The organism is Elusimicrobiota bacterium (assembly GCA_016706425.1).
Classification (GTDB): Bacteria; Elusimicrobiota; Elusimicrobia; order FEN-1173; family FEN-1173; genus JADJJR01.
Genome location: JADJJR010000001.1, coordinates 103365 through 122460 on the forward strand (window position 1 = coordinate 103365; position 19096 = coordinate 122460).

Here is a 19096-nt window from a genome sequence, read left to right on the forward strand (position 1 = left end):
AAACGGGGTTACGCCGCTTGGTTGATGGCCTCGATGGCCCGTTTCTCGTTTTCGATGGATTCGAGCACCGTGGCGGCGCCTTTGAGCACGACCCGACCCTGGGCGTCCCGCGTGACGACCTGTCCGGCTCTCGCCATTTCCGCGGCCACGGCTTCGCCCGCGGCGCCGGAAAGCACCACGTCGGAAGCCACGTTCAGAAGCGCGTTGACCAGGTAAAGGACCTCGGCAAATCCCAGGTTCCGCCAGAAATCCCCTTCGGCGGCCGGGGCGATCACCACGAGCCGATGGGAACCGGCCAATTGGGCCAACCGGTTTCGGAGCGTCGTTTCCTGCCGCGCCACCACGTTGATCTGAAGACGGTCGACAAAGGCGGCGCTTAACCCCTCTAGGCGGGCGGTTTGCTCGCGGAAGGCGGCGATCAGGCGAGCGCGCTCTTTCTCCGTGGCCGGGGGGTTGGGCATGGCCAGAGTGAGGCTGTGATTGAGGTCGGTCGCCTCCCGGGCGACGCCGCGGATCTCGCTCAACAACCGGACGCCCACTTCGGGGTCGAATTGATTGCGCGGCAGGTCGACCACCCAGGCGACCCCGCTCTCGGGACCTTCCCGCGGGGTCCTTTTCAAAAGATCCCACAGGGTCCGAATGTTGGGCAGGCCCGGCAAGGACAGACCGGCCGAGACCCCGACCCCCGCGAGGGCGGCCACCGCCATGCCGGCCAGGAGAGGAAGGGCCGAGGTCGCGACGGCGCCCGTTTCGGCGGCGCCCACGGTGGCCGCGGCGGCCGGCGCCCCGGCCAGGGCGAAGAGGGCGGCGAAGGCCAGGGCGATCGCCACGGGACGGTTCAAGACGTTTTGAAGCAGTTTTTCGGTCCCCCGGGCCACAAGCCCAACGGCCGCGCGGACGGCGGACAGGGCGTTGGTCCGCACCATCGCCAAGGCGGCGCGCACCGCCGAGGAGCGGGCCCGCAGCGCGACCATCCCCAACAAAGCCAGGCTCGCCAAGGGCAGAACGCCCATGGAACCGGCCGACAAAACAGGGCTATCCACAGCGGCCGTGGCGGCGGCGACGTTCCCGCTCGCGAGCAGTAACACCAGGGCGGTCAATCCAATGAAAAAGCCGAGCCAACGGCCCCGGCCGGGCAACCCCCGCCCCTCCACCAGTGCCTGGCCGTGGAAGCGGCGCAGATAGACGCTCCATTCACGTTCGGTCACATTGACGCGCCGCACCCGTTCCATGGCCTGTTCGGCGTTCCAGGACGCGAAGTCGTCTTGGGACCGCAGGATAAACAACCCGGCCATTTCCAGAGCCCCGGTTTGAGCGTGGCCGTCGGCGCGACGCGGGAGAACGTAAATGGCGTACCCCCCGGCCGTCCGGAAACCAAGCAAGGCGGCCCCCGCCGCGCTGCCCGACAGGCCCTGGCCGTAGGCGCCCAGGTTCAAGGAACGCGAAACCAATTCCAGCGCCCGTTCGAGGCCCACGCCCGTGTCATCGGAGGACACCACGAACCCGTGCCAGCCGCCCCGAAGCTCTTCGACTTTAGCCGTCCCCTGTTGCCAAAGGGTGACGCGGGGGGCGGATTCCATCGCCAGCGTTCCCCCCGTCAGGGAATTGACGACGTCCAGAGGCACCAATTGGTTGTGGTCCCGATCCAGGACGGAGGCGCCCGAGGATTCCGGCGTGCGCCCTTCGTTGCGGAAGACAAGGTGACCGGCGGCCTGACGGAGTAAATTCACGAAGTGGCGTGCCCCGTGCGGGGTCCATTCTTGGGGTTCGTTGGTCTCCTCGGAAACATCCAACAGGGCGCCGGGCAACGGCGGGTTGTCGTTGGTGCGGATCAACCGACCGTCCAAACGCAGACGGGCCCGGTCCGCGGCCAGCCGATCGGGGCTCAAGGGATCGTCCACGTAATTCCCCGCCAAGGCCGCCGCGCGCGCCGTGTTCAAAACCGCCGCGAAAGCGCCGTCCCGCCGCGTCTCCATAGCGGCCAAGCGGGGAGCGGCGATGCGGCCGGCGGCGGCGTCCGCGTCGAACAAACCCACCAGCCGTTCGCTGGTGGATTTCAGGGCGTTCAACCTTTCGGTGACGGCGCGGCGCGCGACGTCAAAATCTTCGGCGGAGATGGAGAGCGACGCCCGCCGCGGCTCCGTCTCCTCAGCCGTCAAGATCCCCGGGACACCGGCCATCAACAGACCCTCGTCGCTGTTTAGGGACCGAACGGTGGGCAACACCGTGATGGTGACGCCCGTTTCGTCGCTGTTGCCGATCACCGTCACTTCCCGGTCCCCCAGAGCGTCGAGCACGGCCTGCAGCACAGCGGACAGGTCGTCCGTCCTGGCCGCGGCGCGCACCACGAAACCGCGCACGGCCCCTTCGCTCAAGACCTCAACGCGCGGGCCAAATTTCGGGAGTCCCGCCGCGTCTTTCGCGATGTCCAGCGGCGTCGTGGCGGCGCGTTGGATGGGAAGGTCGCCCACCCGCACCCATTCCGCGTTCTTCGTCCGGTAATTCCAAAAGACCGGGGCCCCGGGGGTGGTCATAAACGCGAAATCGACGAAGACGGAAGCGTTCTGCCAGTTCCCGCCGTCGCCGGCCACGTCAAAATTAACGTCAAAATCGTCGCCCGCTTCCTCTTCCAGGCCGGGGATAGGCACGTCGACATCAAGGGCCGGACCCGCGTTCCAATCGTCCGGGTTAAAGTCGATGTCGAAGTCGTCCTCCGCCCCCGTCGCTCCCCCGGGCACGAGGGTCGGGTCGGTCCGTTCCGCCGTCTCGGGCGAAGGTTTGGGGCCCCGTCGGAACCACAGGACGAACAACGCCCCCACGACCAGGCTGGCGAGCAGGGCCGCCGCGGCGGGGGCAAACCGCAGAACGTTTCGCGCCCACGGAGTTCCCGTATCGACGTCGGCGGCGGGCGCGGGGGCCGAGGCGGTCGCCTTCGGCGCGGCCGGGGCCGTCGGCGTCGTCGGCCGGGCCGATGTGCCGTTGATCGCGGCCGGCGTTCCGTCTTGTTTCAGTTCCACGGGGGTGTATTCCACCGTGTAGCGCACCTGGATCGTGCCCCCCGTGCGGAAGGTGAGATCGGCGGCCCCGCCCACGACGGGGGCGATCGCGATGTTGTCGCGCGCGGTGGACTGCTGGGGCAGCAGGGTGTAGGTGGCGACCGGAGCCACGCGCGTGACCTTCCCCGAAGGATCGGTGATGGTGACCGTGTCCGGAAGCAATTTGACGTTCGGGGTGTTGTTGTAGGCGGTCCCCCCCAGGGATATAGAGCGGACGTTCCAGGTGGTCAAGCCGTTGGCCGGCAGGGGTTGGTCGTTTCCGAAATACGAATAGTAGCGATCTCCCGAAACCCCCAGGGCCTCGACAAAGAGGGACCGGTCGGAGGGGGACGGCGGCCCGTTGGGCTTCCCGATGTAGCTTTGGGAATTCAGGCTCCCGACGTTGAATTCGCTGAGGGTCACATCCCGCCGCGCCCCGAAATCGCCCGCGACGGTCACCCGCGTGTTGCCCGGTACCACCCCGATGGCCATTTGGAAGTTATTCGATGTGAAAACCCCCGCCGCGTCGCGAAGCGTCGCCGACAACACCAACCGACCGTTTTCGTCGACCCGGTATTTGACGTTGGTCATTTCGGCCCCGTACCGGTACGCTTTTTTACCGGCGGCCGTTGTCTCCCCGTAACCCATGACCACGAGGGAAGGGCCGGGGCTCAAGGGGTAAGCCACCCCGGCGGTTCCGGGAATCGCTCCGGGCATAAATTCCGCGTAGCCGGTCGACACCTCGATCCGACCGATCAAATACCCCCCGCTCATGATTTTGTGTTCCACCACCGGCCGACCGCCGCGCGTTTCTTCGTTTTGGCGGACCTCAAAACCCGATTCCTGGAACACACGGTCGCGCGTGGCGGCGGGCGCCTCAAAAACATAGGGGGCTTTCGTGAGCACGGACTGGGTGTCCTGGTAGAGACGCGGGGAGAAACCCACGCCAAAAATCAAACCGTACGCCACGGGCAGGCCCAGGTAAAGGGCGAGCGCCGTGTTGCTCAGGGCGGGGACTCCGCCGCGCCGTTTGTTGAGCTCCTCCAAATCCGCCCGCAGGCGCGCCAGGCCGGGCAGCCCATCTCGCGCGGGCAGGCGACCCCGGCGGGCCAGGCCCCACAACCCAACCCCAAACCCACCCAGGGCGAGCAAAAGGAGCATTTCAAAAGCGGCCTGGTTTTTCTCGCTGACGCCTTGAACATAGGTTCGGTCCAGGGATTCCCCCAATTGGATCAGGTAACCGAGGCGCTCCTCCAAACCCGCCCGGATCTGTTGGAGGATGCGAATTTGCGTTTGATAATCCTCGGCCAGCGATTCCCGCAGATCCCGCCTGGCGGTTTCCATCTTAACGGTCAACTCCCCGATGGCCCGATCCACTTTGGCGACCTCGTCCAGATAAGGGTTCTTTTGCCCCAACACCTTCTCCTGAGACGCCAGTTCCTGGACCACCGATTTCAAATCCCGCCCGAAGGCCTTGCGTTCCCATTCCTTTAAAAATTTTGCGTGCTCCGGAATCTCGTCGTCCAGATAGACGCCGAAAAGGTTCCCGTAGACGGCTTTGACCACGGTGTTCGTCATCCAGGGGGAGTTGGTTCGTTTTTGTTTGACTTCAATGCGATCGCCCGTTTCGCCCAGAGGGCGCGCGGCGGCCAGCTCCCGCGCCAAGGCCTCGTAAAGGACGACGGCCGAGTCCACCCGGAATTTCAACCCGGGGCCGCCCGCGGAATCCCGCAGGAGAAAATCGTTGTAATCCCTCAAAATGTCCGGGATCCGCCCCGCCACCTTTTGAAGGGTTTCCGGCGAAATGCGGTGGTTCAACGTCAACATCATGGCGTAGCTGAATTCCACCCCCTCGGCCGAGTATTCGTTGGCGTTGCGCAGCTCGTCCAACGCCTGGCGCAGACCCTCGGTGGATTGGACGGTTTTTAAATTGACATAGAAACGGTCCACGAACTCTTCAACGGAGGCGATCCCGTTGCCGGCGAAAAATTCTTTCAACCGCGCGTCCGCCTGGGGGGAGTACACCAAGTAGTCGATGAACGCAAATCGCATCGCGTAGTTGTTGATTTTGCCGTTCAGCCGGCCGAGGCGCTCCGCGTCGCGGTAGCTCTGCACGCGAATGATTTCGTCCTTGTATTGCCCGGTCTTAAGATATTTGAGCGTCTTGAAATAGTGGGTGAGGAGGCCGTCCACGGTCACGCCTTTCATCGCCGGCGCGCCCGCGGCCGCGATTTCGTTGTTCATGTCGCGGACGATCTCATCCATGGTGTAACCCGCGTCCAGGATGAATTGGCTCTCGTCGATTTCCGGACGGACGAAAACGATTTGCGCGCGCTTTTCCTCGTCGGCGGCGCCGGCTTTTTCGTCTTCCAGTTCGGCGGCCATGCCGAAACGCCGGTCCTGTTGGGCCCGGGTCACAAAGCGCGCCTCAATGGCCGCGGCGTCCTTGCGGAGGTTCTCCTTCAGCACCCGAAGATAAGTGCCCAACTCGCCCAAGTAACGCCCGCCCGCGGGCCCCTGTTCGGGCTGGAGGTACGTCCCCTTCAACTCCTCGTAGTGCCGCTCCAGGACATCGATGTAATTGGTGAAGATTTCGGAGAACCGGGACTCCTCCATCAACCCCGTCGCCTTCATACGACCCACCCATTTCTCCGACTCGCCCAGGATTTCAAAGATCGGGCGCAGGCGGGGGTACAGGTCTTTGCCGTCGGCCGTTTTTTGGCGGACGCCTTGATGGACGTGCACCAAAGCCCGGGCGGCGGTTTTGAGGACGGGCACGTCCGCCGCCACGTCCACGGAACTCGGCTGGCCGGGGCCGGCCGACGGGCCGGTCAACATGTTGTAGGTTTGGCCCAATCCCACGATTTTCTGCAGGATGAAGAAATCGATCACCGGCATGCTGACCCCCGGCGGTACCGTCGATTCCGACCGGATGATGCCTTCGAGGTAGCCCCGGACGAACGTGTCGCCGAGTTTCTCGTCCAGGTCCAGGAATTTTGCCCCCATGAGGGCGTCGACGTCTTGCAATTTCATAATGCGCAACTCGTCCTCGAAACGGCCGCCGTTCGATTCGAAGTTGTACCCCCCCGTCACCAAGGATTCGATGAACCCCTCTTCCTGGTAGGGCAAATGCGGAAACCGCGTTTTCCCGGTCGCCGGGGAGGCGGTGTAAAACAGGTCGTAATAGCGCAGATACCGCGAGGCCAAAAGCTGATAATTGATTTCCGCGCCGGGGAACTTTTTTCCGGCGTCGATGAACATCTCGGTCAGGCCGATGACGCCGTTGAACGTGAAGATCGGATGGTCCGGGGCGAAGCGAATGCCGGATTTGCGGAAAATATCGTCGTTGATGACCCAGAGCATTTTTTCGCCCGCCCCCCCCGACGTGCGGATGAATTTGACAAAAGCCGGGTCGGACATAAACCGCTCCACCTGGTTCAATCGCTCGTAGTAGTACGATTCCCAGAATTTCCCGAACCCCCATTTCTGTTTGAGAAGGGCGACCATATCCACGAACCCCTCCTCGCGGTAGGGCACGTGTTGGTATTGGCGACCGCCGTATTTCGGCGCGTTCGCGAAATGATCCCAGGCGTCGATGTAGGCGGCCATCCAGCCTTCGGGCGAAAGCCCCCGCGCGGCCAGGGCCCCGCCGGGCCGCATGCCGTTGTGCTCAGCGTTGACCACAAGGTTGGCCAAGGAGCGCAGAGCCAGGAAGTCCCGGCCCCGTTCGGTCATGCGTTCGTTGGCTTGCGGGGACAACAGGCCGGATTTGACGGCCCGATAGGCGCCGAACGACTCCGACCGCAAAATCCCCGGTCGATCGCTCAGGATGTTGTCGATTTTTTGGAATATCAAACGTGTGTGGGCGATGTAATTGCCCTGGTTGAAGTTCGTCCCACCTCGCTTTTTCAGGAGGTAAATTTGAATCGCCTCGTTCTCCAGAATGCCGGGCTCTTTAAGGACGTAGTTGTTGACCCGCGGCAATCCCCGCGTTTGTTGGCCGATAAGTTGGGTGTAGCCCATCAGCTCCCGGCCCACCGCGGTGACGGTTTTCAGAAACGCCGGGGAATAGGCGGGAAGGGGAGCCGGGGCCTTTTCGCTGAAGATCGCGGACGTCGCCATTTTGTAAAACGCCTGCAGCACCTGAATTTTCAAATCCATGGGTTTGATTTCCCGACCGCCGATTCCCAGCTGTTCCTGGGTGTCCCGCATCCGGGCGCGGACCGCTTCGATGAAACTTTCGGGCAGGGATTCGTAAACGCCGGCGTTCCACAGGTCGTTGATGGGCTGGAGCACAAACCCTTCCACTTCCTTGGTGAACCCCGCTTTGGGGTCGAATTTTTTTTCCATGCCGTTCAATTCGTAACCGGCAACCACGTAGTATTCCCGAAAACCGACCGCGTCGGAGGGCAGATCGTGGAGGTTGTCGAACAGGGCGTCGTACGCCCGCGCGCGCTCGGCGAGGGTGATCATCAATTCGGCGACGCGCTTGGGTTTCCCCGCGTGCTCCGTTTTCAACTTCGGGAAGGCGGTGTAAATCCCGTCCACCAGTTGGGCCATGCTTTGCACCGCGTTGAATTGACGGACCTCGGCGTCTTCAATGGCCGCGCCCATTTCGTTTTCGATTTCGGCGTTGATTTTGTTGCGGTACCAATCCCAGGCCGGGCTGGCGTCGATCGTGGCCATGATTTTCGGGGAAGAGCTCCAGGCCGCCCAATACCGGAGCATGGGAAGAACGTTCCCCTCCCAGTAGGTCTTTTCAGACACCTCCGGGTGCAACGTTCTCATTTTCAAGGAATGCAACAAAAGGGTAGCCAGGATGCCTGGTTTTTCCGGCACCCGCAAATCCTTGACCCGCTCCCGCACACCCAAGAGGGCCCGCATGGTTTCCTGGTAGGTGTACGGGGTGCGGTCCGCCTTAACGATTTCATTTTTCTGGATGTTTAAGTGGAGCATCGCGAGGTCGCGCAGAACGTTGTACTCCTGGGCTTTGGGCGTCATGTCCGCCACCAACGCGGGCGGGAGCAGCGACAGCACGTGCTGGGTGTAGGCGTCCGATATTTTCCAGCCCCGCCGGGCCATGTCGGCGGCGATGGACTCCGAGGTTTTGAGAACGTCGCGGAACACGCGAAGGTACTCCGCCTTGCGCTCGGGTTGGCCCTCAAGGAGATAAAGCATGATGCCCTCCACCTCCAGCACCCCGGGCTCCATTTTCATGTGGGTGCCGTAAAGCGTCGGGGCCAGGGACTGGGCCAGGGTCTGGACCGTGGCGAGTTCCCGGGCGACGGACAAAGCGGCGGCACGGATCTCGCCCATGTCTTTGGATTGGACCTTGGTGCGGTTGAATAATGCGATCCGACCCAGGTTGTATTCGGTTTGAAGGTAAGCGAGACGCAAATCCTTTTCGGACGGCGTTTTGTTGAACTTTTTCAAATCCTCGGTCATCCGGTCCTTGACGAGGCCGTAAAGCGTTGCGTCGACCGGGTGTTTCGCCGCGTCGCTGAATTGTTGGATGTAATCCGCCCCGATGCGCTCCAGGAAAGTCGTCATGTATTCCGCGGACGAGGGGTCGGTGATGTTTTTTTGGTTGTGCTCGAGCATTTGGGTCAGGAATTCCTGCAACCCCCCGGGCTCCTGGTAGAAAGCCGTCACCATGGGAACCATTTCGAGGTGAGCGTCCGAAAGGAAGGGGATGCGCACCGGCAGGACGAAGGTGATGTTGCCCATGACCCGCAGGAATTTCGCCGCGGGTTTGGGGAACAGTTGAACGGGCCGAACGTCCACGCTCGGCACCACGACTTCCCAGGCCCGCTCAATTTCGTAGGAAAGCTTCGTGAACCGCCACACCAAGTCGGGGGTGATCTTTTCCAGCGGGTAGCCCAATCCGTAATGGAGATTGATGACCGCGGTGGACAAAACCTCGTATTTGTCGAGGGAATCGGAGGCCTTCTCGGCCAGGTCCCGGTAATCCTGTTCCGTGATCAAGACGGTGTCGTTCTTGGGGTGCTTCATGGTTTGGCCGTTTTGGACCTGGGTCGTGTAATCGTGGTCCCAGAGGGATTTGATCTTGTCCCAAAGCAACAGCTGGGCGATCTCATCCACCGATCGAACCCGCGATTGAGGTGTCGTGCTCGTGTCGCCCAGGGCGGCGTTGATGTCCATGAGCAGGGCCGTCTGCGCCCAATACTTGGCCACCATGGGTTCGCGCAGCCAAGGGTACCCCTTGGACAACATGTTGAGGTAGGTGCCCACGTCCACGACTTTCAGGGCGACGGCGGCGTGGGGCTCCAGCGTGATGAGGGCCGTGGCGCCGCCGTAGATGCCGACGTTCTCCCATTTCACCAGATCGGTGTTCATGAGGTCCAACTGCGAAAGGAGATAGGCGAGCTTCTTGGTCTGTTCTTCAGTCAATTGCGGCTTCTTGAGCATGCCGAGGGGCTCCGGCGGCTCGAACCGGGCGGTCGAGTAGGGGCTGGTTTTCACATCGCCGGGCAAGGGCAAATCGAGTTTCGGGATCCCGGTGAGGCGAAGCGATTCGACCCCGGGGAACACCTCGGCCTTGATGCCGGCCCCCACGTTGGTGGCCGCCTGCAAAATTTTGGGAGCGGCCTCTTGAGCGATGGGTTCGGTCCGCTGCACCTGGAGGGCCAACCCGCCCGAAATGTCGACGCCGGCGTAGGGCCGGGGGTTGGTGACGGGATCCGCCAACTGTTTTAGAACCACTTCCGCCGCGGGCGGGGTGCGCAGGGCCTGGATTTTCGAATCCGTCAAAAACGTCGTGACCGGGGAAAAGAAAATGACGCCGGCAATCAACGCCGAGAGGCCGTAGACCTGGAGCCAGCGCCACCGCATGGCTTTTTTATCGTCCCGCCGGTACGCCTGCCCCGCGAAATGCGCCACCACCCACCCCGTGAGCATGGACGCCACCAGGATCGAAATGCCCAGGGGCCAGAGCGCCCCGAAATAAATGTTCCCGGTGTAGATCAACCCCGCGAAAACGGCGAAGCTCAGGGTGCCAAAAAGCACCAGGTTCATCATGGAGATCTCGCTGCGCCAGGTGTCGCCGATTTTTACGCCCAGCATTTCCCGGACGACGGTGGCCGACGAGGTCACCCAGACCGACGGAACGTTTTTGACGAATTCGATGACTTTGGCGACCCTTTCAAGATAGAAGGTGCGTTTGATCGCGATGGGCAGGGACATCAAGGTCGTCGCGGAAATGGACAACAGCGACATGAAGAAATTTTTGATCCCGAAAACCACCAAAAGACCCGCGAACAATAGTTTCCCCACCGCCGGCGAGGTGGTGACGATTCGGACGCGACTGATGGCGTCGTAGTAGGCCGGGTACAAGAAATGCCCGCGGAACGCGACGCCCAGCATGGTGATGCCGAACAACACGTAGGCCAGGGTCTCGTTGGTCAGGATCGCTTGATCCATAAAGAGCCACAACGGAACCAAAGCCGCGAGAACGATCAAGAAAGACGGGTCGCCGTTCAACCGAAAATCGATTCCGCCCAAGTGGTACCGGTGGGCGTGGGGCAAAGCGTCCCGGGCGTAGGCTTTGGCGGTGGCCTGCATTTGCAGATCGCCCCGCAGCCAACGGAAATCGCGGTCGACGACGCCGGCCAACGTCAACAGGTCGCGCTCGCGCACACCGATGGCGTTGGTCAAATAGGCCGCGATTCGTTGCACCACCGGCCTCGGGCCCTCGTCGGCGGCGGCGTCAAAAATCCGCCAGGTCGTCCATTCCCCCTGCTCATTGATCCGTTGCACTTCGACCGAGATCGCCCCGTTCCCGCCCGCGACGGGAGTCATCACCAACCGCAGGAGATCGTATCGATCGCCCATTTGCATCCGGTAGGTTTGGAACGCCTGTTTGGTTTCCCTGTCCTGGGTCCGGGACATCAGTTGGAAGGTGTGGGCGACGTCCCCGTAGACGGCTTCCGTCGGGGAGAACTGGCTTTCCTGCCAGTCGTGGGACAAGGCACGGGCCACCGTGACACGCTCGTCGGTAAAGGAGTCGCCGTAGGCCGCCCGCTTAAACACTTTTCCGTACATCGCGGACATTCGACCGAAGAGGTCGGCCTTGAACCGCGCGTCGTATTGGTTATGAATCAAGCGGGATTTGTCCAAATAATCGAGCAGGATACTGGCGAAATAAACGCCGGCCAAGCCGCCCCGGGTGTTTCGCGGCGCGTCCACTTCGATGGCGGGGTTGAAACCCACCACCCCCTGGTTGGCCGGGTGCTCGGCCACGCCGATGGCCGCTTCCACGGCCCCGGGAAGAATGGAGTTTTTGTCGTCCATGACGACGCTCAAATCGTCAGGCTCCAACGAGCGACCTTCCGCGTCCGAGAGCCGGTCGGTGGTGAAGGCGGAGATGGCCGCCGAGAGAGCCTTATTTGCATCCGCCCGGGAGAGGGAGCGCGTTTGGCCGTTTTCGGTCACTTGGACAACATCCGCGGAAAGCGCGCTTTTGAACAGAACGGTGGTCCCGTCCATTCGGTGCACGAGAACCTCGTTGCGGAAATACCCCAAAATGTCCCCGGCCAGTTGAGCGGCGTTGGGGAAAATGGGGGCGTCCGGGTTCGTGAAATGCTCGTGGGCGCGGATGTTGGTGTAAGCGGGCGGGCGGGTATGCCCGGCTTTGATCCATTCCAACCCCGCCACGTTCCCCAATTTCTTGCCCCAGCCCCCCCGCCCCCAACGCACCACGGCGTCAACGCCCTCGGCATCAACCGCCTTTAATAACGCGATCGCCTCCGCCCGGGGCAGGGTGTCCAGGGCCCTCTGCCCATCGGCCGTGGTCCGGATGTGGAGGACATTGGCCCCTTGCACCGTGAAGTAGTCCCGGGACCCGTCTTTGCCGAACACGGTGAAGCGGTCCCCCAGGGCCTTGACGGGGTCAACATCGGCCAACGCCTCCCGCCATTTCGACTCCAGACCGGAAGCCCATTCGATCGCCTGGTTAAAGTAGACGAAGCTTACCCGGCCGGGGAATTCCGCGTCGAGCTCCGATTGAAGCTTTTGCAAGTTCTCCAACTCGTACTGGATCATCTGGGGGTTGCCCGTGTTGGACGGCATGGCGAAGGACAGCGCGAATTCTTGGGCCGTGGTGTCGCGCAGGGTCTGGCGGATATTTTCAATGTCCACCCGGCGATAAGCCGCCCACACGTCGGCTTCGAGATGGATCGTGTCGAAGAAGCGCGTGGTGGTGTCGAGGTTTTGGGCGATTTCGGGCCGGTTTTGCCGGGGAACGGAAAACCGGTAGGTGACCCGCCGCACCACTTGACCATCAATGTTGTCGAAGCGGACGGAGACGTTGGGGGTTTGGTCGAAATAGAGGGAAATCGGCAAACCGTATTCGCCCTCGATCATCCGACCCAACTTCGACCAGGTTTTTTCTTCCGTCGTGGTCACGCCCTCCGTTTCGGCCGGGTACATGCCCGGGCCCAAGGGGCTGACATACTCTTCGAGCGACTCAATTTCGATCCATTCGTCGTTGCGAACGCGGATTCCCTCGGGAGCCAAACGCTGGGTCGGTCCCTTGGCCTGGGCGAAGATGTCGCCCACCCGAGAAAGGAACCGACCGCCGGCCCCCGGAGATGGGCGGAATATGACCCGGGTACCCACCAACTGCTCTTTTTCCAACACGGGTTCAAACTCGATCGCCACGTCCAGACGGAATCCGTCCCACAAACGCGCGCGGGCGAATTCTTCAAATTGTTTTTGCTCGTCGTCGGACAGGATCCGAGGCAGGCGCAGTTCCGCCCGCGGGGCTCCCGGCGTCAGATCGAACTTGGTGGCAATGCCTTTTTTCTCCGCTTCGGAGGGTTTCAGGAAATCCTCCGCGATGTCGGTTTTGAGGAACCCGTCCAGGGGGTTCCCCGACATTTTCGGGACTTCCACGGAAAACACGTAGGGACGGCCGTGGGTTTTGGCGTGTTCGCGAACGACCTCGAGGAAATCCCGGCGGGCGTGGCCCTTGGGCGGAGGTCCGAACATCATGAAGACCATGACCAAAAGCGGATCCACAAAGGACCGGGAAATATTGAAAAGGAGCGGTCCCAGGACCACCCAGGACGCGGCGGTCAAAATCGGCGCCGGGAAGAAGAAAACCTGGGAGAGGAAAAGCCCGGTGAACGTGAGCCGTCCCACGACCGCCAGGGAAAGGAACAGGCGGGATCGGAATTGGAGCCGGAACCCCTCCGGGATCAGTCGTTCACCGTAAAAGGTGTAGGTGTTTTCAAAGGTGCGCCACATCACCTCGCGCTGTTCGCGCATCGCATCGGCGGTGTCCCCCAGGGCTTCGTCCCGACGTTGGGCCAAGGCCTGGCGAAGGGGACCCATGAACTGGTTTTGGAGCGCCAACCGCCGATCGATGATTTTCCTGTCCAGCTCGTCCCGACGCCGGTTTAAATCGGCAATTTCGGCCCGCTTCGCGGCGTCGTCCACTGTTTTCCGATCATAGACCAGGCGCCCCACCCGGCGATTCACGTCGGCCAATTGTCCCAACAGGGATTGGAGCTCCGGGTCGCCGTTTTCAAGCCGCGTGACGCTCTTCTTAACGTCGGCCAATCCGATAAAAGAAATGAAACGGCCGTGGGACCCGTAGGTGTTGTAGCGCGGCACTTGGCCGCGCTGGAGCAGGAGCGCGCTGCGCAGGAACCACCGCCGCCAGGCCGGGGCCGCGTCCACGCGGGTCTGGTCGACGGGGCTCAATTGGTTGCGCCGCCAACGCATGAAAGCGGCCCCCCAGGTTTTGGGGTAGGTCCGAGGGCCTTGCTTGAGTTCGTGAAGCATTCGGTCGGCGACGCCCGCGGCCCAGTTCGAGAAGTCCCGGGGGGTGGGGTTGCGGCGCCAGAAATGGAGAGCGCCGAACACGCCAAAAGACGTAAACACGGGCATGGCCCACTCCGCCAGGGAAAATCCGGCGATCCAATGATGGACGGCGGCGCCCATCGGGGCAAAGACCGACGCGGCCCGTTCGGCCCATTGGGTAAGGGCACCCGGGGCGGCCGCGGCCGTCGAGGGGGTTTCGGCGGCGGGGGCCGGCTCTGAAACCGGTCGATCGACACCGCTTTCCATCGGCAGAGCCACGGTCAAGCTCGGGTCCGGCACGGCGGCCAAAGAGGGAAGGAGTTCGGCCGCCTTTTGAGCCAAGTTTTCCAGTGCGGGCGCGGCGGGGGCCGGAGAGGGCGTCGCGACCGGCGCTGCGGCCGGCGTCGCGGCGGGGCCCGGGCTGTGAACCGCAAGATATTGAGCGTTCACCCAATGGTTGGCGCCGATTTTGGCCCACTTTTCTTCCCCGCGCTCCGTCATCACAGAGGCGTATTGCAGCACCCCCACGGGACTGCCCTTGGGCAGGGCGTCCACAGCCGACTTGTCGACGCCGGGGGCGGAGCGAACGGTCAGCGGCCGCGTTTGGGTTTGGACCGTGGCGTAATCAACAACCCCTTCCGCGGCCCGGGGGGCGATTTTCAAGTACCGGGCGTCGACCCATTGATCGACCCCGACGCGGGCCCATTGTTCCGTTCCGGCGGCGCCGGTGACGGCGGCGTACTCGTAAATCATGACCGGACTTTGGTTGGGTTGCAGGGAACCGACGCGGGGAGCGTCCCGCCCGGGCGATTCCCGCATATTGAGCGACGAGCCCCGGGTGGCCACCTGGGCCACATCCAACACAGGTGCCCCCGCGGGAACGGCCTCTTGGGCGACCGGTTCGGAGACGGAGGTCTCGACGGTCTCGCCCGTCGCGGGAGGTTCCGCGGCCTGAGCCGAAGGCATCAGCAAATCGGCGGCCGCCTCGGCCAGGCTGGCCCCCGCCCCCGCCCGGTCGAGCAATTGCCCGCCCGCCGCGAGCACGCTGGCGCGCTCGCCGTCCCCTTCGGTCTTGACGATCAGATGCTCAAAAAGGCGTCCCACCCCACCGAGGGAATTACCCAGGAGGTGGGCGACCCATTTGGCCGTCTCGATCTCCAAGCCGACGGTGTGGAGCCCGCCAAAACCCAGAGTGCGCGGGGCAAAGGCCGTGTGGAACGCCGCCCGCCACAGAGACCCGCGCACCGGCTGTCCGTCGGCGTCTTGGTATGGCAAGGCGTGGACAGGCTCAAACAAAGAGGCCTTCATGTACCGAACCCACCCCAGCGCTCGAACGCCCCGAGACGCTTTCGTTTGGGTGAGGTTCTCCCGTTCCGCCAACGTGGTTAAGTTAAGCGCCTGGGCCCCGCTCACCCATCGCATCACCGCCGAGGTCGCGTAGGAACTGGCCATCACAAAAGGCGCCGCCAAGGCCACGGCGGCGGCGGCCACCCCGGTGTGCCCAAAACCCGCGGACCAGCCCGTTCCCATCAACAAATCCAGGGGGTTGAAATTGACCACCGCGGCGGTCAAGCCCAGCGCGTCTCCGCCCGCGGGAACCAAGAAAGCGATCGCGGCGGCCGGCAAAAGGAAAATCATCGACCGGACGGCCCGTTGGGTCCACCGAGCGCGCGTGGGAAGGTCGGTGCCGCCGGGACGCAGGAACGCCGCGGCGCCCAACACCGCGAGACCCGCAACCAAAACCATTTTTCCTCCGGGAACGACGGCGGCGGCGAGCGTCCAGCTCAATGTCGTCATCAAGGCGTACTGGCCGAGCGTGCTGTAGGCGAGGACCGCGAGGCGTTTACCGAAAATGCCCAGGGTCGCGTATATAGGCAGCAAAAGAAGGGTGGCGGTGCGTCGGAAGGCGGGGCGGGCGCCCCATTTTTGAAGAAGGGCGTCGGTGTTGACGAAGGATTCCTCCAACAGGGACGGCGGTCCGCGAACCGATTCTCCCCGCCCGGACCAGATCAAATAGAGGTTGTCGCTTTTTTGGAACGCAAAACCATAAAACGTCCGCCACACATCGCCGACAACAAAGGCCGCCGCGCGCCAAAAGGCCGCCGTAAAGCCGGCCGCAAGACCCCGGGCTCGGACGATCTCCCGGACCGTTTGACGGTTAACCGCCGACCGCTCGCCGGTTTGGGCCAACAATCCTTTGGTTGAATCAAGCCCCTCCATATTGGGCCGCAGGGCGCGCACCGCCCGGCCGAAAACCCCGCCCGCCGTCGGCCCCACCGCCCGTGCGGCGATGACGAGGCCCGTCAACAACAAAGTCACTTGGCTAACAAACTCGGTGCCGTAGACCAACACGTCGAGCATCAGTTTGGTCACGCCGGGCAGGGCGGGGGAGGCGATGAACGATTGAAGGAGCTCGGTGGCGGCCGGGAATCCAAAGGCCACCAGGCCCGCGTAGGTCGCCACCGTGACGGCCATGGGGATCCAAAACGCCCCCAACGAGAACGATCGCGTGGGCGCGGGGGGAGTGGCTTCGGCGGTGGCCGGTTCGGCGGGTGCCGGGGGCACGGTCGCCGGAGCGGGGCGGGCCGACAGGGCCCGCAGGCGCGGAACGCCGTAGACCACCGCGGCGATGGCCACAAGACCCGCCAGCGTTAACGCGACCGGCGCGGCCGCGGTGAATCCAGTGACAACAACCCCTTGGCTTGCCGCGGCGGTTCCCGTAGTCCCAATAAGAACCAATAGGGCCTTAACCGCAATCCCTCCCGTCCGCCGCGCAACGGCGGAGACCCAGGTCCCGGTGCGTCGGACCCAGGTGGAAACCAATCCGGAGACCCGTGTGGGGGCCCGCTGTGTGGCCGCGCCCACCGCTTTTACGGCGGCGTTCAGGATGTCCTGACCTTCCCGGCTGTTTTCCAAAATCGGGCGGTTCGTCGCCGTCGCGGCGGTGGAAACCAAGGCCATGACGTCCGTCAGATAAGAAGGGGCGTTGCTTCGGATGGTCTGTTGGATGCCGGCCGTGTCGGTGCGGCCCTTGATTTGGCCCAGGGTGTCGCGCATCCACTGCAAAAGACCCCGGCTTTCCACCACGCCGGGCAGGCGCTTGGCGAGATTGATCTGATCGGTTCCATCCAGTTCGCGTTCCCCGATCATAAGGGACACGCGGTCGCCCCGCTCGGCGTCGCCTTCCCGGAAGGCAAAAACGAAGTTCTCGCCCCGCGCGCGGCCGTACAAAACAATAAGGTCTTTGGCTTCCGGGATATTCAACTGGTGGGCGGAGTAAATTTCCAGGCCCATGCGGGAAGCCGGACCCTTCAGCCAGTCGCGCAACCCTTCTAAATACGCCCGGCTCCTTTCGCCCAAAGAGAGGGCGTTGGTCATGGCGACCCCCGCCGCCGCCGCGCCGATCTGCGCCGGTAGGTTGCGTTGCAAGGGGAGTTCGCTGGTGCCCCGGCCCAAATTGTTCATTTCGCGGGCTGTCGCGGCCCCGAGGGCGGCCAGGTCCCTGGAGATTTTTAAGTCTTCGGCGCGGCGGGGTTCATCGGCTTCAAAGCGCGGCTGGACAACCACATACCCCGCACCCGATTGGCGCAACACGCGGGTCAAGCCGGGGGTGTGAAAACCGCCGGCAATCAGGACCCCGCGCGATTCCCCCCGGTTTTTCAAGTCCGTCAGCGTGTTTTGAACGAGGGCGATGTCCCGATCCAGGGCCAGTTCATAGAAAGCGCGGACAGCGGGCAGGGAGTCGGCCCAGGCCAAGTCCCCCGCGGAACCCGGTGGAAGCCGGAGCGACGTTTCCAGGGCGGCCAGATAACGATCCACATCGGGCCATTCCAGGGGGCCGTCCTGCCGGAACGCCGCGTATTGGTCCGGGGACATTTCCTGTTTCCACAGAAGCCGCTCCAGGGAAACCCGTCGGTCTGTTTGAACGATCCGCCACAGGCGGTCGTTGGCGGAATAGCGGTCCAAGAGGCGGGCGCGCAATTGTTCGGCTTCCGCCATCAGTTCATCGTGCTTCAGGGTTTCCGATAGTTTCAGGTAGCCGACATAATTGCGCAGGGCCTGGGTCGGCATGTCCGAGCCTTTGCGGCGCAGTTGGTCGGCCAGGGTCAAAAATTCTTCGTAGAAACGGGCCGGGGTCAGCACCCCGCCGCGGACTTCCACGGCGCGGTCGGCGAGCCGCCGCAGGTCGTCGGGGCCGATGCGCGCGGCCATTTTGCGGACGACCAAATCCCGTTCGTCGGCGACGGCGCGCAGGTCCATCTGGCTTTCCAGCGCGGTGATCCGGTGCAGGCGGTCCAAATTGGGGTATTTTTCCCAGTGAACATCCTTGGGCGCGGCCTTTTCAAGGGCCGCCATGTATTCAATAAAGGAGTGTCGTTGGTTGGTGTAGCCGTCCACCGCCTTGTCGATGGCCAGAAGGGGCGCCGGAAAGAGACGTTGCTTAAGGGTCGCGAGCCTCGCCTGGAACCCCGCGATGGATCGGTCCGCGGCGGCCCGGGCCGCCGCGGTGTCATGCCGGGCGGCCAGGTTGCGTTTGTAAAGGTCGTTGGTCTCGGCGCCGATGAGGCGAAACGCGCCCGACGAGGCGACCACGGCGCGGTATTCCTCGCCGGTGATATCCCCCCGGCGCAAATAGGCGCGGGCCACCCTTTCTTTGATTTCGGGGTCGGGGAAGGCGGCGAGCCACTCCACCGGGGCTTCGCCGGCGCCGCCTTCCTGAAAAACCGTGAGGGCGTCCCGGCCGTTCCAGCCGACTTTTCGTAATCCCTCCAAAATTTTTGACGCGTTGAGTTGGGCTCCGTAAAGCCCGTGAGCGTCTTGGATGTGGAGGACCAGGGGCCCCTCGGGCCGGGCCGCGGGGCGGGTTTCGACCACGGCGCCCAGAGCCGCGGGCAAGCGGTAGGCGCCCAACACCGGGTTCAAGGAATCTTTGGGCCAGGGGATGGACCGGAGTTGCCGTTGATTTTCATCGGAGAATCCGCCGGCGGCCGCGGCGCCGCGGGCGGCCTGCCGATCGGACCAGAAATTGGATTGCGCCAGGGATTCGCCGACCGTCGTAAAAATGAGGACGCCCGCCAAAACCCCGGCGGTTATTTTTTTCGGCGTGTTAGTGACCTGCGAAACGTTCATGCGTCTCCCCGCGCGGCCTTCCCTCGCATCCCGCGCCATGCCCGCGTTACAATTAAACATGGGAAGGCGGAAGGCGGCCTTAATTTCTTGTAAATCTTATGTAACAG

At 63.2% G+C, this 19096-nt stretch carries 1 protein-coding gene; it reads right to left on the reverse strand.

Features of this window, described 5'->3' with window-relative positions; genetic code table 11:
- Positions 1 to 8 precede the first annotated feature (8 nt).
- Complete coding sequence (locus tag IPI56_00420) at positions 9 to 18989, reverse strand: hypothetical protein (protein ID MBK7544205.1); 18981 nt, start codon at positions 18987 to 18989, stop codon at positions 9 to 11.
- Positions 18990 to 19096 lie beyond the last annotated feature (107 nt).